Origin of the sequence: Solibaculum intestinale (genome assembly GCF_040096205.1) — a bacterium.
Lineage (GTDB): Bacteria > Bacillota > Clostridia > Oscillospirales > Acutalibacteraceae > Solibaculum_A > Solibaculum_A intestinale.
On the sequence record NZ_JBBMFD010000015.1, the window covers coordinates 1 to 17,461 of the forward strand.

The following is a 17,461-nucleotide window of genomic DNA, read 5'->3' on the forward strand; positions in this document are numbered from 1 at the left end:
CACCGTAGGGTGCGCGCCCTTTTCTTTGTTTCGTCTTCCCGGTGGCCGATTCTTTCCACCCTAGGCACCGAACGCGCCAGGCTGCCTTCGGAATCCGGCAGTCCAGCGACCTGAGCGGGCGCTACCGGCAAAGCAGACTCTTTCAGGAGGGCTGACGCAGGTGGAAAGGAATCTCCGTTCGGATGCGCCATGCCATTGCATCCACTGCCGGCAATCTACGAAAGGCCGTTTCTCATTGAGTACAAGCTGGGACGCCCAGGGTATGAACGCCGTAACTTTCCCGGTTTTGCAAGGCTTTTCCGTCTGGTTACGAAGCGGACGTTTCGGACAGACGCTTTGGTATCCCCGGAAGCGCGGGGCTTCTATCTTTTCATAAGGCAGGTGTCGATTCTTGTCCGTTTCTCCAAACGTCGTAAACATCGGTCTGGTGGCCCATGTGGACGCCGGCAAAACCACACTGACTGAACGGCTTCTTTACGCGGCCGGCGCCATCCGCGCTCCTGGCCGGGTGGACGAAGGCACCGCCCAGACCGACTTTCTGGATCTCGAGCGAAAACGCGGCATTTCCATCCGCACGGCTTCCACGGTGCTTTCCTGGAAGGGGCGCACCATCAATCTCATCGACACCCCCGGTCATACCGACTTTGCGTCCGAGGTAGAGCGGGTGCTGCGGGTGCTCGACTGCGCGGTGCTGGTGATTTCGGCGGCGGAAGGAATCCAGTCTCAAACTGAGGTGCTGGCCGGGGCTCTCGCCAAACTAAAGACTCCCACCGTCCTTTTCTTTAACAAAATCGACCGGGCCGGGGCGGACCTTTCCCGGGTGCTGCAAGAAACAGGCGAACGGCTGGGACTGTCGCCGGTGGTGGTAGACCGTCTTTTTGAAGACGGTCCGGCGGAGGATAGATTGGTGGAGGCGCTGGCGGAGGAGGACGACGGGCTTCTGGAAGCCTACCTGTCGGGCGAGCCCCTTTCCAAGGAGCGGCTTTTTTCGTCGCTGGCGGCCGGCGTAAGAGCCCGCCGGCTCTTCCCCGCTCTGACCGGCTGCGCCCTCAAAGGGACCGGCGTTGGGGCGCTGCTGAATCTACTGGCGCTCACGGCGCCCCAAAACAAGGGAGATGCGCAAGCACCAGTGTCCGGCGTTATTTTCCGCATGGAGCACGATAAGTCCATGGGTCGGGTTTCTCACGTCCGTCTTTACGCGGGAACCTTAAAAAACCGGGATACGGTACGAAACGCCACCCGAGATCTGGAGGAAAAGGTGGTGCAGATCCGGAAAACCAGCGGCGCGAAGTACGAGGACACCGGGCTTTTGCAGGCGGGAGACATCGGGGCGGTCTGCGGCCTTGCCCACGCCAGGGTAGGGGACATCTTGGGCGATCCGGGACCAGTTCCGGGCGGATGCTCCTTCGCTCACCCGCTCTTAAGCGTGCGGGTGTTCCCCTATGAGGAGGGCGACTACCCCGCTCTGGTGGCGGCGGTGGAGGAGCTTTGCGCGGAAGACCCGCTTCTTACGATGGCGTGGGTCCCGGAGGAACGAAACCTGCTCATTCGCATCACCGGGCTCATCCAGCTGGAGGTTCTAGAAGCGCTGATGATCACCCGTTTCGGCCTGCGGGTTTATTTCTCCGATCCTACGATTATCTATAAGGAGACGCCCGCCTCAGTCGGGGAAGGCTTTGTGGCTTACACCATGCCCAAGCCCTGCTGGGCGGTGCTGCGGTTTTTAATCGAACCGGGACCACGGGGCAGCGGGATCGCTTACAAAAGCATCGTCAAAAACGACGACATCCTTTACCGCTACCAGGCGCAGGTGGCCCAGGCCCTGCCGGACGCCCTTCGCCAGGGTCCCCTGGGCTGGGAGGTCACCGATGCAAAAATCACCCTCATCGCCGGCGAGCACCACAATGAGCATACCCACCCGCTGGATTTTATCGTGGCCACTCCCATGGCTATCATGGATGGGCTTGTAAACACCGGCACGACTCTCTTGGAACCCATGCAGGCCTTTCGTCTGTCTCTCCCGGAAGAGGCGGGAGGCAAAGCCATGGGGGAAATCATCCGGATGCGGGGTCAGTTCGATACGCCGGTGATCCAAAAGGGGATGTTCACCTTGGAAGGGCGGGTCCCCGCCGCCACCTCGATGGAATTCCCGGTCTGGGCGGCGTCGGTTTCCTCGGGGCGGGCAAACCTGTCGGTGCGGTTTGACGGCTACGAGCCCTGCCCGGTGGAGCTGGGCGCGACAACGCCTTACCGGGGCGTCAATCCCCTGGATCAGGCCCGGTATATTCTCAGTATCCGGGGCGCGCTTTGAACCGGCACAAACTTGTGAATTCTGTTGCAAAGTCCTTGCAACTTCGGCCAGAAAATGGTACAATCATTGACGAAAAAATCAAAACAGTAGGAGGAACCCACATGGATTTTGCCAGAAAATGCATCGCTGAATTTTTCGGGACCACCATGTTTGTCCTGATTGGCTGTCTCGGAATCAGTATGTATGCGAGTACCCTGGACGCTCTGGGGCTGTGCCTAATTTTTGCCTTTGTATTCATCGCCATGTATTTTGTAATCGGCCGAGTGTCCGGCTGCCACCTCAATCCCGCCGTTTCCTTGGGAATGGCCATCACCGGTCGGATCTCGTGGAAGGAATTCGCCGGTTATGCCGTCAGCCAGCTAGTGGGCGGGTTCGCCGCCTGCGGCCTGATTACCCTGTTCAATTCTTTGTTCGGTGTTTCTGGGTACAGCGCGAATGCCGTGTATGTAGACACGTATAAATACCCCTATGTGGTGGAATGCCTGGTCATTGAGATTATTTTGACTATGCTGTTCGTCCTGGTCTTTCTGGCCGCCACCAAGAAGGGCAGGTTCTCCGGCGTGGCCGGCATCGGCATCGGCCTGAGCCTGCTGGTCTTCTATGTAATCGACTACGGGTTTACCGGCGCGTCCCTTAACCCCGCCCGCAGCCTGGCCCCCGCCATTTTCACCGGCGGTACCAGTCTGACGAACGTATGGGTCTTTCTGGTAGGTCCGCTGGTAGGTGCAGTGCTTGCCGCGTTTTTGTACAAGTTCTTTGCAAAAGGAATGGCAAACGACGAAAGCGCACATTAAACCGAGGAAGAGGGCCGCATGATAGCGGCCCTTTTTGGGCCCCGATTCTGCATTTGCGTTTGTTTGCATGAATCGGCCCCGCTATACATACACTAACCCTATCGTGAAAGCTTAGGAGGCAGATTATGAACGTATACGATTTCAAAGTGAAGAAAATGGATGGAAGCGAGGTATCTCTGCGCGACTACGAAGGCAAGGTGCTGCTCATCGTCAACACGGCCAGCAAATGCGGCTTTACCCCGCAGTTTGCCGAACTGGAAGCGCTCTACCAGAATTATAAGGACAAGGGCCTTGTGGTTTTGGGCTTTCCTTGCAACCAGTTCAAAGAGCAGGACCCGGGCAGCAATGAAGAAATCATGGAGTTCTGCACACGCAATTACGGCGTTACCTTCCCCATGTTCGCGAAAATCGATGTAAACGGCCCCAATGCCGCGCCCTTGTTTCGGTTCTTGACGGCGCACACCACGTTCGAAGGGTTTGACATGAGCCACCCCATCGGCCCGGTTCTAGACGAGCTTTTGTCCAAAGACGGGGACTACAAGGCGGACAACCAGATCAAATGGAATTTCACCAAGTTTCTCATTACCAAAACCGGCGAAATCGTCAAACGGTTTGAGCCGACCACCACGCCCGCCCAGATGGAATCGAGCATCCAAAGCTTACTGTAAGGAATTAAAAAAGCCGCCCCCAATTGCGGGCGGCTTTTTTACCGGCTGGGACGACGGTATGGTTCCAAATTCAGAAAGCAAAAACCTCGGCGGCTTCTAATATGCCGCCGAGGTTTTTCTATTCATTCACCCAGCCGGATCATCTCCATGATCGGCCGTCTGGCCGCCTGGGCCAAGGCCGGATCAATCTGGATTTCCGCGCCGCCCGTACCCAAGAGCGCCCGGTAAACATCGGTAAGCCCCGTCAGGCGCATGTTGGAGCAGAGAAGCTTCTTGCTCAAAACCGGGAACCGGCGGTCCGGATGGTGGAGGGACAGCCAGTCAGAAATGGATTTTTCCGTACCGATGATCACGTCCTCCTTACACTGCTCGGCAAAGGACAGGATGCCGGAAGTAGAGCCCACATAGTCCGCATATGTGAGCACCTCTTCCCGGCATTCGGGATGAACCGCCAGCTTTGCCTTGGGATAGCGTTCCTTCATCAAGGCGCAGTCCCGGGCAGTTACCGCCGCATGAACCGGACAGCACCCGTCCCACAGCTCGATTTCCCGCTCCGGCAGCTGCCGCTTGATCCAGCCGCCCAGGTTTGCGTCGGGAATAAACAGAATCGGGTTATCCGGCAGCTTTTTGACGATGGTAAGCGCACTTGACGAAGTGACGCACACATCGCACTCCGCCTTGAGCCGGGTGGTGGTGTTTATGTAAGCGACGACCGTAAAATCGGAGTTGTTTTCCTTAAAGCGCCGTACCCGCTCGGGCGGGATTTGGTCGGCCATGGGACATACCGCCTGGTCCACCGGCAGAATCACCTTTTTCTCTGGGTTCAGCAGCTTGACGGTGTCCGCCATAAAGCGCACGCCGCACAGCACAATGGTGCTTTCCTCGCGCTTCTGGGCCGCCACCGACAGGGCGAACGAATCCCCACGGATGTCCGCAATCTCCAAAATTTCCGGCGACTGATAGCTGTGCGCCAGAATGGCCGCACCCGTCTCCTTTTTGAGCCGCAAAATTTCTTCCTGGAGTTCCTTCATCATTGGCCTTTTTCCTCCTCAAGCACCAAAGCGGGCTTCAGCCGCCTGGCGATCTTTCCCGCCTCCACCCCGTCGAGATGGATACGGGTACGCAACAGGTCGATGCTGTCAAACTTCTGCTCGGGCCGCATGAAGGACAGCAGACAGACCGGCACCTTTTCCCCGTACAGATCCCCTTCGTAATGGGGAATCCAGGTCTCATAGAGAGGGGCGGGCGCGCCCACCGTGGGCCGCACGCCGAAATTGGTCACCGCGGGCCAATAGCCTCCCTCAATTCGGGCAAGAGACGCATAGACGCCGAACTTCGGTTGTACAAATCCCTTGGGAACCGATTGGTTGAGGGTGGGCGTGCCCATCAGGCGACCCAGCTGCTGGCCCCGGACCACCTCAAAATCAATGACAAAGGGGCGCCCCAGCAGCCGGGCCGCCTCTTCCATTTTTCCTTCCCGCACCAGCGCCCGGATCCGGGTGGAGGACACCGGCGCCCCGTCCACCTCAATGGGCGGGATGATGGACGCGGCAATTCCCCGCTCCTCACACAAGCGCACCAGCGTAGAAGCATTCCCGCCGGCGTTTCGGCCGAACCGGTAGTTGTAGCCGCACACCACACGTTTGGCATGCAGCGATTCAATGAGCACCCGGTCTACAAATTCCGGCGGGGTCATATGGCGGATGCTCTCAAATTTCGGACGGACCAGAAGCCCCACCCCTTTTTGGACGAGCAGCCCTTCCATGATAGAAAAGGGCATCAGCTCCTCTTCCAGTCCTGGCTTTGTAAAGGTGAACACACAGGCGAGCAGCCCGTCGCTAGCAGCGGCCAGCGCCCGGTCAATCACCGCCATATGGCCCAGATGCAGCCCGTCAAAGCACCCCAGCGCCACTGCGGTATTCTCTGTCTGATTGGGAAGCTCTCCGGTTATAACCACAGCATAAGCTCCTTTGTTCTAGAAAAATCCTCGTTTCATTTACGATGCTTTTTCCAAAGAAAAACCGGTTTTCTTTGGAAAAAGCGCCGCAAAAGCGGCGATCACTCGGAAAAAATCCGTTTGACCTTTAGTTCCTGGGCCTTTTCATCCACCAGCCCCAAGCCGGCGAACTGTCCCTGTGAATTATACACCCGCACGAACGCGCCGTCGGTTTTCGGAGCCTGGTCCACCCGCGAAAGAAACAAAGCGCCCCCGTTTCGAAACCGGGTAAACTGGGCGTCGGTCACCCGCACCGCCTGGTAGCCCGAAAGCCCTAAGTCCACCGGCAAAAGCCGGTCACAAAGAGTCCCTTTTTCCGAAAGGGCCCGGGCTTCCTCCAGGGTCAGGCAGTCATCCAGCGAAAAGCCGCAGGCCTTGGTCCTTCGCAGAGAGGTCATCACCGCGCCGCAGCCTAGGGCTTGTCCCAGATCATGGATGAGCGTGCGCACATAGGTTCCAGCTGAACAGGAGATGGAAAGGTTGTATTCCCCTGCCTCCTCCCTCTCGCCGGTTAGCGCGAGCGTAAACACCGTCACCTTACGGGCTTCCCGCTCCACCTCAATCCCCTGGCGGGCCAGCTCATAAAGCCGTTTGCCGTCTTTCTTTACCGCCGAATACATGGGCGGCAGCTGCAAAATCCCCCCAGTAAACCGGGGCAGGAGCGCCTCGATCTCCGCTTTCCCGCAGGAAACGGGACGTTTCTCCATTACCGTACCCCAGATGTCCTGGGTATCGGTGGTGATCCCCAGCCGAAAGCCAGCCTCATATTCCTTGTCGTGGCTGGGAAGTAACTCGGCGGCGCGGGTGGCGCTTCCGGCCAGAATCGGCAGTACGCCGGTGGCCATGGGATCCAGGGTTCCCGTATGCCCTACCTTGCGGGTGCAAAGCAGCCGCTTCATCACCGCCACCACGTCAAAGGAGGTAAAGTCCTGAGGCTTGTCAATGCACAGAATTCCGTTCATCTTCCCGCTCCGCCGCAATTTCTTTCAAGATCTTGTCGCAGGCCTCCCGGGCCGTGCCGGTCACCGTACAGCCGGCGGCGCGCATATGGCCGCCGCCGCCAAGTCTCCCGCAGATGGAGCTGGCGTTGAACTCTACGCCGGTACGCACGGAAATCTTCCATGCCCCGTCGCTTTTTTCCCGCAGGGTCACACCGATTTGCACCCCATCGATCTGCCTGGGGATCGGGGTCAGGCCGTCTAAGTCGCTTTCCAGCGCTTTCGACTTCTGCAGCATCTGCTTCGTTATGTACATCACCGCGCAGATGCCGTCAAAATAATATTCCACCGACTCCAGCGCCAGCCGCTCGATCTCAAACCGGGCCCTCGACTTGATCTCGAACATAAGCCGGTTGATGGGATACGTGTCGATCCCCACCCGCATCATCTGGGCCGCAATGGCATGGCTTTGCGCCGTGGTGTTTGCATATTTGAAGCAGCCGGTATCGGTGGAGATGCCGGTATAGATGGCGGCGGCAATGTCCTCATCAATGGTCACGTCCAGCTCCAGCAGCACCTCAAATACCACCTCGGCCGCCGCTGCATATTCCTTGAGCAGCAGGTTTGCGGCATACTTGGTGTTAGAATGATGATGGTCGATGCACAGGTCCACCCGGTCGGCGTATTCGCTCAGGCCGCTGCCCAGCAGAGGAGCGTCGGCCACGTCCACCGCCAGGATAAACCCTGGCTCGAACGCGCATTCCTTCATGTCATGATAGAGATAGGAGTACTTTTGCGGGATCGGGTCGGAGCAGACGACGCGCGCCCGTTTTCCCATGGAAAGCAGGCCGCGGCACATGGCAAAGGCGCATCCCAGGGTATCCCCATCCGGGTACTGGTGGGTGAGGATCAGAATATCGTCCGCTTCACGCAACATCTGCGCCGCCTGGGCGGTGGTCACCTCTCTCACCCTTCTCCCCCCTCTTTGCTGATCTTGTTCAAAAGCGCGGAAATGTCCGCGCTGTGCGCGATGGAATCGTCGGGCACAAAGCGCAACGCCGGCGTATGACGCAGGTGCAGCCGAGTGCTCAGCTCGTGCCGGATGAAGCCGGACGCGCTCTTTAACCCTTCCACCGCGGTCTTGGCCGACTCCAAGCCGTTGACCGAGCTGATATACACCTTTGCCACCGACAGGTCGTTTGCAACCTCACAGCGCACAATGCTGATGATGCCCGCTACCCGCGGGTCTTTTAAAGAACGGAAGATATCCGTCAGTTCTCTATGAATGTCTTCGGTCGTCCGGTCCATTCGATGTCCTGCCATTGCGAATCCCTCCCCGTATATCGGATATTATTCCTGATATTCTTCCATGATATACGCTTCAAAGATGTCGCCCTCTTTGATGTCGTTAAACTTCGTCAGGCCGATGCCGCATTCGTAACCCTGGGCCACTTCCCGCACGTCGTCCTTAAACCGCTTGAGGGAATCGATCTTGTCCTCGGCGATGACGATGCCGTCGCGCACCACCCGGATTTCCGACTGGCGGGTCACCTTGCCGTCGAGCACATAGCAGCCCGCCACAGTGCCCACGTTTGAAATCTTGTATACCGCGCGCACCTCGATGCGGCCCTGAGCCACTTCCCGGAACTTGGGCGCGAGCATTCCCTTCATGGCCGCCTCGATTTCCTCAATGCAGTCGTAAATGATGCGGTACAGACGAATGTCCACCCCGTCGCGTTCGGCGTTGGTCTGAGCCACCGGGTCGGGACGCACGTTAAAGCCGACAATGATGGCGTTGGAGGCGTTGGCGAGCATCACGTCCGACTCGGATACGGCACCCACCGCTCCGTGGATGACGCGGACCTTCACCTCGTCGTTGGAAAGCTTTTCGAGGGACTGGCGCACCGCTTCCACCGAGCCCTGTACATCCGCCTTGACGATGATGTTGAGTTCCTTCATTTCGCCTTCCTGCATCTGGCTGAAGAGGTTGTCGAGGGTAACCTTCTGGTACGCGGCGAACTGTTCTTCCTTCATTTCCTGCTTGCGCTGCTCCACCAGTTCTCTGGCGAGTTTCTCGTCGGAGACGGCGTTGAACACGTCGCCGGCACTGGGCACTTCCGCAAGGCCCGTGATTTCCACCGGTACGGAGGGTCCAGCTTCTTCCACGCGGTTGCCGCGGTCGTCCACCATGGCGCGCACACGGCCAACCGCCGTGCCCGCCACGATCACGTCCCCGGCGTGGAGCGTACCGTTTTGCACCAGCACCGTCGCCACCGGGCCGCGGCCCTTGTCAAGCCGCGCTTCGATGACCGTGCCCTTGCCCGCACGGTCGGGGTTGGCTTTGAGCTCCATCATATCCGCCTGGAGAATGATCATTTCCAGCAGGTTGTCGATCCCGGTACGCTGCTTGGCGGACACCGGCACGCAAATGGTGCTGCCGCCCCATTCCTCGGGCACCAGCTCGTATTCGGTCAGTTGCTGCTTGATGCGGTCCGGGTCGGCACCGGGCTTATCGATCTTATTGATGGCCACGATAATGGCCACGCCTGCGGCCTTCGCGTGGTTGATGGCTTCCACCGTCTGAGGCATGATGCCATCGTCCGCCGCTACCACCAGCACGGCGATGTCGGTCACCTGAGCACCTCTGGCCCGCATGGAGGTAAACGCCGCGTGGCCAGGGGTATCCAGGAAGGTTACTTCCCGGTCGCCCAAATACACCCGGTAAGCACCGATGTGCTGGGTAATGCCGCCCGCCTCGGTGGAGGTGACGTTTGCGTCGCGGATGGCGTCGAGCAGGGAGGTCTTGCCGTGGTCCACATGGCCCATGACCACCACCACCGGCGTTCTGGGCTGGAGATTCTCATCGGTGTCCTCACTGTCGTCGATGATGCGCTCTTCAATGGTAACCACTACTTCCTTCTCGGTCTTGGCATGGAATTCCATGGCGACCAGCGTAGCGGTATCGAAGTCGATCTCCTGGTTGATGGTGGCCATGACCCCCATCATCATAAGCTTTTTGATGACCTCGGAGGAAGTGGCCTTCAGCCGTGCGGCCAGCTCGCCTACGGTGATCATCTCCGGGATGGTAATGGTCATCTGCTTTTTTTGACGCTCGGCCGCGATTCTCTTCAGGCGCTCGGCCTCGGTCTCCCGGCGGGAATTGTATTGTTTGCGGCCCCGGTTATAGAACTGGGAACGCTGGGTCAGCTTCTGCTTTTGGACAATATTGTCCTTCTTGGCACGGTCGGGAGCCAGCTGCTCGAACTTTTCGTTGTACTTGTCAAGCTGCACCACTGCGCTGCGGGTATCCACCGTACGGCGCTCCCGCGGGCCCTTGATGGGAGCCTGCTGCTGAGGCCGCTGGGGGGGCTGGGCCGCGGCCCGCTGGCTGGTGGGACGGGGCTGACCGCCCACCGGAGTGATCTTTCCGCCGGGTCTTGCCTTGCTCTGGCTCTGGGCCGCCGGGCGGGCCTGTGAGCCTGGCGCGGGGCCCACGGGGGTAATCCGTCCGCCGGGACGGGCTTTGCTCTGGCCCTGGCCAGCCGGCGCTGCGGGACGAGCCGGTGAGCCCGGCGCAGGCGCTACGGGCGTGATCTTTCCGCCGGGACGGGCTTTGCTCTGGCCCTGGCCAGCCGGTGCTGCCGGCGCCGCGGGAGGCGCTGCCGGCGCTTTCGCGGCCGGGGCCTCGGCGGGTTTCGCCGGCTCCTCTTTAAAGACCGGGGCAGGCGCCTTAACAGGCGCTTCCTTCGGCTCTTCCTTGACGCCGGAGGCAAAATACTCGTCGAAGTTCTCCACCTCGTTGTCTTTTGTAAACTTTTCGAACACCACGTCCAGTTCTTCTTCCGTGAGCGCGGTCATGTGCTTTTTGGGCTCCTCAAAATATTCCCCCAGCAGATCTACCACCTGCTTACTGGGCAGGTTGAAATCCTTTGCCACCTCGTGGACTCGGTATTTATTCATCATAACGCAGTTCCTCCTTCATTCTCGAAGCGGCAAAGCTCCCTGACCTTTTTGGCGAATCCGGCGTCGTTGACCGAAATCACACCCACCCGTTTTCCGATTGCCATGCCGATTTCATCCATACTCTGCCCAAGGTGCAGGCATTCCTGCCCCCACTCTTCGCAGACCGATTCGATTCCCGACGCCGAACGGCTTGAAAAATCCCGCGCCAGAAGCACGACCCTGGTTTCGCCCTTGGCGATGGAGCTTTTCACCGGGTCCATCCCCATGGTGATCTTCCCCGCCCGCCTGGCGATCCCTAATAGGTTAAGCAGCTTATCCTTCATCTGTCGCGATTTCCTCCTCCATCTGGTCGTACACCTGCGGGGAAATGGCGCAGGAAAACGCGCGTTCCAGCCGTCTGGCCTTTCTGGCCGCCCGCAGGCACGTCACATTCTTGCACACATAGGCGCCCCGCCCCGGCTTCTTTCCCGTCAGGTCGAGCGAAATCTCGCCCTGGGGGCTTTTCACTACCCGCACCAGTTCCTTCTTCGGCTTCATCTCGCCGCAGCCGGTGCACATTCGCATGGGAATCTTTTTTTGCATTCGAATACCTCTTGTATCATAAAATCACGGTCAAAAGAGACCGCTTTGGTTATTCGCCGTAAAAGCCGCTTTCGGGGCGGATGTCGATCTTCCAGCCGGTGAGCTTGGCGGCAAGGCGGGCGTTCTGGCCCTTGTTGCCGATGGCCAGGGAAAGCTGCCCGTCGGGTACCGTGGCCTTACAGGCATGGGCGCCGTCCGGATCCACTTCCACACCCAGAACGGTTGCCGGAGAAAGAGCCTCGGCGATGAACTTGGCCGGGTCGTCGCTGTACTTGACAATGTCGATCTTCTCGCCGCCCAGCTCGTCGACGATCTTGCCGACCCGCACTCCCTTGTTGCCGATGCAGGCGCCCACCGCGTCCACCTTGTCGTCCCGGCTCATCACCGCCAACTTGGTGCGTGAGCCTGCTTCTCTGGAAACCGCTTTGATCTCCACCGTGCCGTCGTAAATCTCCGGCACCTCCATCTCAAAGAGGCGCTTGACGAGCCCCGGATGGGTCCGGGAAATGATCGCCTTGGGTCCGCGCTCGGTCTCCTTGACCTCCACCACGTAAACCTTCACGTGATCGCCCTCGTGCAGCTCCTCGTCAGGCACCTGCTCGTTCTTCATCAGAATCGCTTCCGCCCGGCCGATTTCCACTGTCACCGCTCCGGTCTTCGGGTCGATGCGCTGGACCACCGCCGTCACCAGCTCCTGCTGGCGGCTTTGGAACTCCGCCGCGATCTGGCCGCGCTCCGCTTCCCGGATGCCCTGGCGGATGACGTGCTTGGCGGTCTGGGCCGCGATACGCCCGAACTGCTTGGTCTCCAGCTTCACCCGGACCACATCGCCCATTTGTGCCTTCTTCGAAGACTTGCGGGCTTCGTCCAGCAGAATCTCCGTATCCGGGTCCTCTACCTCTTCCACCACCGTCTTTTTCAAATAGACCTCAAACTTGTTCTTATCCGGGTCCACTTCGATTTCCACATTGTCGTGCCCGCCGTAATCGCGCTTGACCGCGATGACGATGGCCGCGTTGATCTTTTCGAGCAGATAATCCGCCGGAATTCCCTTTTCCTTCTCAAGCAGGCGCAACGCCTCAAAAAACTCGGTGTTCATTTTTTCCTTAACCTCCAAAATAATCGTCAACCAAACGGCACAAAGCCGTGTCCTTCTGCGAAAAGCGCAGTACGCCGCCCTGTTCGTCCGTCAGTTCGATCACGCCGCCCTCGAACCCGGTCAGCGTGCCTTTGAATTCCCGCCTGCCTTCCAAAGGGCGGATCAGGCGCAGATATACCGTTTCTCCCATGCACGCTTCAAAATGAGCGGGCCGGGTCAGCTCTCTCTCAATGCCCGGGGACGAAACCTCCAAGCAATAGGATTGCGCAATCGGGTCGGCTTCATCCAAAACCGGGTCAATGGCCCGGGAAAACGCCTCGCAGTCGTCCAAAGACACGCCGCCCTCCTTGTCGATGAAAATGCGCAGATACCAGGACGCGCCTTCCTTCAAAAAGCGCACGTCCCACAAATCGAGATGCAGCTCGGCGGCCACCGGCTCGCACAGGTTCCAGACCGTGGCGGCCGTATTGCCGCCGTGGGATGCATTTGCCATAGATTCCTCCACATCCGCCGCCAAGCCCGGTTCCCGCAGCTTTGGTCCCCGGTGAAATCGGCGTAATACAAACGAAAGAGCGGGTGCAGCACCCACTCTTTCATCAACGGTTTATTTACAAGTATGTATTATAGCACGTGTCTTGCCGATTTACAAGCCCTTTTTGAAAAAATCCCCATAAAAACACAGTTTCTTGTATCAAAACGGCTGCTCACCCCGCCCCCGCATCCGTGCCGGTATATCGGATGGGACGGATGCCTTTCGCTATATCGCATTCAGCGATGTTATAAATGCCCTGGTATACCCTTATCCGGGACATACCGGGCTTTCCCGAACAAGAGGAATGCCGACCAAATCATTGGCCAAGAAACTGCTTTTCTGGGATAAAAAGCAGAGCCTCAAACCATAGATTGGCCGGCAATATGGAGAAGGTACAGCCGCGCCGTTCCAAAATTGGGGATCCTGAAACAAGCGCTGCTGTAAAACGTGATAACGAAGAAAAAGAAAGGAAACCATCCATTTTCCTATTCGATAAACCGAGTATACCGTCTCCCAGTCACACGACGGTCACAAATTCCAGATTCTCTCTTTTTAGCTTCGGTCCCTATAAGAGTCTGCCGGTTCAATGGCGCGCAGATTGGTGTGAATCTTCACGTCATCGCCCTGATAGGTCTGCATAAAAAAGCGCGTGATCCGCTCGAGCACCCCTAGCCCGTCTTCATACCGGCTCAGCGGCAGCATCACTACCAACTGGGTAGAGCTGTAAGTGGAAACTACGTCGCCGCGCCTGAGCTGGCTGCATACGCAGCTTCGCAAAACCGCCATCACGTTCGGAATGGTGCTGGAGTCGGGAAGCTCGTCCTGTCTGTCCGTGAAGGTGAACAACGCAATATAGATGCTTTGGCCGGTGCGCAGGATCCAGCGCGCCAACATCCGATAAATATTTCGAAATACGTCATAGTCGCAGTAAAACGCGCCTGCACACTGGCTGCTTTCCTGCAAATCTTTCTGGATCACGTGCAAGTCCATCTCCAAGTTGTGTATTTTCCGGCGGATGGTCCGATAAAGCTGGACGGTTGCTTCCGACAATTCCACCCCCAGCTCATTATAGAACGCATCACGCAGCCGTTCGTAATGAGGGATTGCCTTGGAGGGCTGACCGGTCTTGTAATACCCGTATAAAAGGGCCTGGTGGATGTCTTCCGATAGCGGGCAATGGAGCACCGCTCTCTCACACGCCACCACAAGTTCATCATATCGGTGAAGAGCCACCAGCATCTCACAAAGGCTAAGGACACACTCATTATAAATAGTGGAATAGTATGCGCTTTTGGAGACCACCCAGTCCATATAAGAAGACTTGGGAAGGAATTCCCCCTGATAGAGGGCCACTGCCGCCTGGTATAGCCGGACGCGCTCTTCCTTGGCCAACCGTTCGTCTCCCGCCTTTTTCCACAGCGCTTCGAATTCCGCCGTGTCCATCCGGCAGGGAATCAGAGAATTCCACACATAGGTGCTTCGTTCAAACTGAATGAACGATACCGTTTCCCCCGGCGGCATCAGCTCATTGAGCTGCTTGCGCGCCCGGTAGACTAAATTTTTCAGAGTCCCCAAGGGATTGGAGAACTCCTCGTCTCCCCAAAGCGCTTCCATCAGGTTTTCCTGGGAAACGTCTTTGCCACGGTGTGCCAGCAAAAACTCGACCAGCGCCCACACCTTTTTGGTCCGCCCGACATTTTCCGTAAGCTTCTTTTCCCCATACTGGATGGAAAAGCCGCCGAACATGCGCACCCTCAGCTCTTTCTTCATGGTTTCTCCTTCCCCGTATGGGATCTACCAGTTTACTTTTCCGATGGATAAATTCCCGTTTTTTCCTTTCTAAGTTCCCCCGCCTTCCGAATGTCTTGATTATACCATAGGAGTAAAAAAACACAAGGATTCTTTCACCTGCGTCTTTTTACTTTTATAGGAAATCTTGATTGTGTTTTCAACCATTTTCACATTTCTTTGAAATATTTTTACAGGGAAAGCGCCAAAATCCATATCATCCGTTTCATTCTGGATCCCAACCTGAAAAGGGTCCGGCTATTGCCTTCGCCCGGAAAAGCGCGTCTTCCGTGCTCTTTTACTGCAAAAGAAAACGGCGCCGCTTTCAAGCGGCGCCTGTTTTCTATGAAAGAAGAAGGAGATGAAAATGAAAAAGCATGTGGTTTGTAGCTCTTGTTTTTCCCTGCAACTATAGAATACCAAAGGGATGTGAAGAAACTTTTCGATTCCCGTAAGCAAAGAGAAAACAAAGCATGAATGGAATGTGTCTATGGCAAAAGGATCCGCATGAAACTGCTCGTTTTTATTGCATTCGCACGGACCTTTTCCCGCCGCCTTTAACAAATCCGAGGCAGGCTTTCTCCGTAAAGCGCGGGAACCCGTCTGGTTCCTCCCAGCCTTGTGTTCATCCGTACCCCGTCGCCTGGTCCTTCCACCCTTCCGATGACCGCCGCGTGTGCACAGTACCGCGCCGCTTTCAGCGCCGCGAAAGCCCGGTCCTCGTCCTGCTTTGCCACCGCCACCACAAACTTTCCCTCGTTGCCCATGGTCAGGGGGTCGAGGCCCAGAATGCCGCAGAAGGCCTCCACCTCTTTTGACACCGGCAACGCCTCTTCCTCCAACCGGATCCCATGACCCGACCGTCCTGCCCATTCGCCTAAAACCGTGGCAAGCCCGCCCCGGGTCACATCCCGCATGGCTTTTACCTGCACGCCCGCTTTCAAAAGGGCGGCAACTCCTTCACACAGGGGGGCACAGTCGCTTCGGATTTCATTCTCAATCCCCATGCGCGCGCTGAGGATGGCCGCATGATGATCCCCTAAAGTTCCCGACAGAAGCAACACGTCCCCTTCCCGGCAATGGTCGGCACCCAGCTCCCGGCCTTTAGGAACAAAACCAACGCCTGCGGTGTTAATATAGACGCCGCCCTTGCCTTCCACCACCTTGGTATCTCCGGCCACAATGCTCACGCCGGCCTCCCGGGCAGTGTCCGCCATGGAGGCGGCGATGTGCTCAAGCTCCTCAATCTCCACTCCTTCCTCCAGAATGAAGCCGCAGGTCAGGTACTGAGGGATGGCCCCGCTCATGAGCAGGTCATTGACCGTACCGCAGACCGAAAGACGGCCGATGTCCCCGCCGGGGAAAAAGAGGGGCGTGACCACAAAACTGTCAGTGGTGAGGGCCAGGCGGTGCGCGCCCGGCACCACCGCCGCGTCCTCCATTTTCGCAAGGACCGGGTTTTGAAACCGGGACGCAAACACCTGCTCAATCAGGGCTGCGGTTTCCTGCCCGCCGCTTCCGTGGGCCATGGTGATTTTCATCGGCTGATTCCTCCTTCTGCGCTCAAAAACGCGTGATAGCAGCTCCCCTCGGTGGACACCATACACGCTCCCTGGGGCATGGCGGGCGTGCAGGCCTTCCCAAAGAGAGGGCAGCCGGCAGGTTCCAGTCTGCCCACCAGCACCTGCGCGCACCGGCAGGAACGGTTTGCCTCCCGGTCTTCCATAAGCCCTCCGCTTCCCGCGTCGAACCGTTCGTACTCCGCCTTCAGCCGGAGGCCGGAGCCTTTTATGATCCCAATGCCCCGCCAGGCCGCGTCACAGGGGGCGAAACATTCCTCCACCGCTTCCCTCGCCTGGCGGTTCCCGTCCCGGGTCACCACCGAAGGATACAGGTTTAGAACCGTTCCCCGGCCTCTGCATTTGGTCAGCCCGTACAAAGCGGCAAGAATGGATTCCCCGGAGAACCCGGCCACCGCAAAGGGAAGCCGATAACGTTCGGCTAAGGGCTCGAAGATGCGGCTACCGGTGACTACGCTTACATGACCGGGGGCCAGAAAGCCGTCCACCTGTCCCTTCCGGCAGACCCATTCGATCACCGGAGGCATGGTTTTCAGAGAGGTGAGCAGGCGGATGTTTTCGATCCCCTGTTCCTTCGCCTGCTTTAAAAGCAGGGCATAAACCGGCGCGGTGGTTTCAAACCCCACCGCTGCGAAAACAAAGGTCGTATCCGGGTTTTTCCCTGCCAGATCCAAAACCTCCATGGGCGAATACACCATTCGCACCCGGCCGCCCTCCGCCTTCCCGTCGGAAAGGCTTCCCTTGCTCCCCGGCACCCGCAGCAGATCGCCGAAGGAAACCACCACCGTGTCCGGTTCCTTGGAAAGGGCGATGAGCCGGTCAAGATACGCGGTCACAGTGACGCAGACCGGGCAGCCCGGACCCGATACCAGGCGGATGGTTTCCGGCAGAAGGCTGCGGATGCCGTTTTGGGCGATGGCGGCGGTATGAGTGCCGCACACCTCCATAAACCGCACCGGTGGGCCGTCGTATTGCCGGATGGCGGTTACCAAGCCGGTCATAACGCCTCCAGCTCCAAGAACAAGTCGGTGAGGCTGTCCCCTTCTTCTTTGGAAAGCACCTGTAAAATGCAGCCCGCGTGCACCAGAACATAGTCCCCAGGTTTTGCCTTTACCAAGCCAGCCTCCGCCGGAACCCGGTTGCCGTTAAAGTCCACCGTGGCCTTGGTCCCTTCCAGTTTAATTACCTTGCCCGGCAATGCCACACACAT

Annotated in this window: 17 protein-coding genes; 3 read left to right on the forward strand and 14 right to left on the reverse strand. The window is 58.0% G+C overall.

The window, feature by feature from the left end:
- The first annotated feature begins 391 nt into the window (after window positions 1–391).
- The 3 genes from WMO26_RS08920 (at window position 392) to WMO26_RS08930 (ending at window position 3,773) form a co-directional block, all read left to right on the forward strand.
- The gene (locus WMO26_RS08920; protein WP_349219752.1) at window positions 392–2,311 is read left to right on the forward strand and encodes a GTP-binding protein; all 1,920 of its coding nucleotides are present in this window, start codon (window positions 392–394) and stop codon (window positions 2,309–2,311) included.
- Between the two features lie 101 nt (window positions 2,312–2,412).
- Window positions 2,413–3,105: an MIP/aquaporin family protein gene (locus tag WMO26_RS08925; RefSeq protein ID WP_349219754.1), complete on the forward strand. Its 693-nt coding sequence runs from the start codon at window positions 2,413–2,415 to the stop codon at window positions 3,103–3,105.
- Between the two features lie 125 nt (window positions 3,106–3,230).
- Entirely contained in the window at window positions 3,231–3,773 is a 543-nt protein-coding gene (locus WMO26_RS08930) for a glutathione peroxidase (RefSeq protein WP_349219756.1), read from the forward strand.
- A gap of 122 nt (window positions 3,774–3,895) precedes the next feature.
- Here the strand turns inward: WMO26_RS08930 and nadA are convergent, their stop codons facing one another.
- The 14 genes from nadA to WMO26_RS09000 form a co-directional block, all read right to left on the reverse strand.
- A complete protein-coding gene (nadA, locus tag WMO26_RS08935) occupies window positions 3,896–4,807 on the reverse strand; it encodes a quinolinate synthase NadA (protein WP_349219757.1) in 912 nt (303 codons plus the stop codon).
- The gene (gene ribF / locus WMO26_RS08940) at window positions 4,804–5,730 is read right to left on the reverse strand and encodes a bifunctional riboflavin kinase/FMN adenylyltransferase (protein ID WP_349219759.1); all 927 of its coding nucleotides are present in this window, start codon (window positions 5,728–5,730) and stop codon (window positions 4,804–4,806) included. The genes nadA and ribF overlap by 4 nt, the downstream gene beginning before the upstream one ends.
- Window positions 5,731–5,831: 101 nt before the next feature.
- Window positions 5,832–6,731 (reverse strand): tRNA pseudouridine(55) synthase TruB, encoded by a 900-nt coding sequence (gene truB / locus WMO26_RS08945; RefSeq protein WP_349219760.1) that lies wholly within the window; start codon window positions 6,729–6,731, stop codon window positions 5,832–5,834.
- Entirely contained in the window at window positions 6,709–7,677 is a 969-nt protein-coding gene (locus WMO26_RS08950) for a DHH family phosphoesterase (protein ID WP_349219762.1), read from the reverse strand. Before WMO26_RS08950 ends, truB begins: the two co-directional genes overlap by 23 nt.
- Window positions 7,674–8,030, reverse strand: coding sequence for a 30S ribosome-binding factor RbfA (gene rbfA / locus WMO26_RS08955; RefSeq protein WP_349219763.1), 357 nt, complete (start codon window positions 8,028–8,030; stop codon window positions 7,674–7,676). Before rbfA ends, WMO26_RS08950 begins: the two co-directional genes overlap by 4 nt.
- Window positions 8,031–8,057: 27 nt before the next feature.
- Window positions 8,058–10,670: a translation initiation factor IF-2 gene (gene infB / locus WMO26_RS08960; RefSeq protein ID WP_349219765.1), complete on the reverse strand. Its 2,613-nt coding sequence runs from the start codon at window positions 10,668–10,670 to the stop codon at window positions 8,058–8,060.
- Window positions 10,667–10,993: a L7Ae/L30e/S12e/Gadd45 family ribosomal protein gene (locus WMO26_RS08965; protein ID WP_349219767.1), complete on the reverse strand. Its 327-nt coding sequence runs from the start codon at window positions 10,991–10,993 to the stop codon at window positions 10,667–10,669. The genes infB and WMO26_RS08965 overlap by 4 nt, the downstream gene beginning before the upstream one ends.
- A complete protein-coding gene (gene rnpM, locus WMO26_RS08970; protein WP_349219769.1) occupies window positions 10,983–11,252 on the reverse strand; it encodes an RNase P modulator RnpM in 270 nt (89 codons plus the stop codon). Before rnpM ends, WMO26_RS08965 begins: the two co-directional genes overlap by 11 nt.
- Window positions 11,253–11,301: 49 nt before the next feature.
- Window positions 11,302–12,351, reverse strand: coding sequence for a transcription termination factor NusA (nusA, locus tag WMO26_RS08975; RefSeq protein ID WP_349219770.1), 1,050 nt, complete (start codon window positions 12,349–12,351; stop codon window positions 11,302–11,304).
- Window positions 12,352–12,358: 7 nt separating this feature from the next.
- Window positions 12,359–12,844, reverse strand: a complete 486-nt coding sequence (rimP, locus tag WMO26_RS08980) for a ribosome maturation factor RimP (RefSeq protein ID WP_349219772.1) — start codon at window positions 12,842–12,844, stop codon at window positions 12,359–12,361.
- A gap of 591 nt (window positions 12,845–13,435) precedes the next feature.
- Window positions 13,436–14,653 carry an AfsR/SARP family transcriptional regulator gene (locus WMO26_RS08985; RefSeq protein ID WP_349219774.1) on the reverse strand — a complete coding sequence of 406 codons (1,218 nt, stop codon included), beginning with the start codon at window positions 14,651–14,653 and terminating at the stop codon, window positions 13,436–13,438.
- 575 nt (window positions 14,654–15,228) lie between these two features.
- On the reverse strand, window positions 15,229–16,212 hold the full coding sequence (hypE, locus tag WMO26_RS08990; protein ID WP_349219775.1) for a hydrogenase expression/formation protein HypE: 984 nt from the start codon (window positions 16,210–16,212) through the stop codon (window positions 15,229–15,231).
- Window positions 16,209–17,252: a hydrogenase formation protein HypD gene (hypD, locus tag WMO26_RS08995; protein ID WP_349219776.1), complete on the reverse strand. Its 1,044-nt coding sequence runs from the start codon at window positions 17,250–17,252 to the stop codon at window positions 16,209–16,211. The genes hypE and hypD overlap by 4 nt, the downstream gene beginning before the upstream one ends.
- Entirely contained in the window at window positions 17,249–17,461 is a 213-nt protein-coding gene (locus WMO26_RS09000) for a HypC/HybG/HupF family hydrogenase formation chaperone (protein ID WP_349219778.1), read from the reverse strand. Before WMO26_RS09000 ends, hypD begins: the two co-directional genes overlap by 4 nt.

Excerpts from the sequence above, each read along its gene's own strand:
- WMO26_RS08925 (WP_349219754.1), top strand. The coding sequence starts at position 2,413 with ATGGATTTTGCCAGAAAATGCATCGCTGAATTTTTCGGGACCACCATG.
- WMO26_RS08930 (WP_349219756.1), top strand. The coding sequence starts at position 3,231 with ATGAACGTATACGATTTCAAAGTGAAGAAAATGGATGGAAGCGAGGTA.
- nadA (WP_349219757.1), bottom strand. The coding sequence starts at position 4,807 with ATGATGAAGGAACTCCAGGAAGAAATTTTGCGGCTCAAAAAGGAGACG.
- truB (WP_349219760.1), bottom strand. The coding sequence starts at position 6,731 with ATGAACGGAATTCTGTGCATTGACAAGCCTCAGGACTTTACCTCCTTT.
- rbfA (WP_349219763.1), bottom strand. The coding sequence starts at position 8,030 with ATGGCAGGACATCGAATGGACCGGACGACCGAAGACATTCATAGAGAA.
- infB (WP_349219765.1), bottom strand. The coding sequence starts at position 10,670 with ATGATGAATAAATACCGAGTCCACGAGGTGGCAAAGGATTTCAACCTG.
- WMO26_RS08965 (WP_349219767.1), bottom strand. The coding sequence starts at position 10,993 with ATGAAGGATAAGCTGCTTAACCTATTAGGGATCGCCAGGCGGGCGGGG.
- rnpM (WP_349219769.1), bottom strand. The coding sequence starts at position 11,252 with ATGCAAAAAAAGATTCCCATGCGAATGTGCACCGGCTGCGGCGAGATG.
- nusA (WP_349219770.1), bottom strand. The coding sequence starts at position 12,351 with ATGAACACCGAGTTTTTTGAGGCGTTGCGCCTGCTTGAGAAGGAAAAG.
- rimP (WP_349219772.1), bottom strand. The coding sequence starts at position 12,844 with ATGGCAAATGCATCCCACGGCGGCAATACGGCCGCCACGGTCTGGAAC.
- WMO26_RS08985 (WP_349219774.1), bottom strand. The coding sequence starts at position 14,653 with ATGAAGAAAGAGCTGAGGGTGCGCATGTTCGGCGGCTTTTCCATCCAG.
- hypE (WP_349219775.1), bottom strand. The coding sequence starts at position 16,212 with ATGAAAATCACCATGGCCCACGGAAGCGGCGGGCAGGAAACCGCAGCC.
- hypD (WP_349219776.1), bottom strand. The coding sequence starts at position 17,252 with ATGACCGGCTTGGTAACCGCCATCCGGCAATACGACGGCCCACCGGTG.
- WMO26_RS09000 (WP_349219778.1), bottom strand. The coding sequence starts at position 17,461 with ATGTGTGTGGCATTGCCGGGCAAGGTAATTAAACTGGAAGGGACCAAG.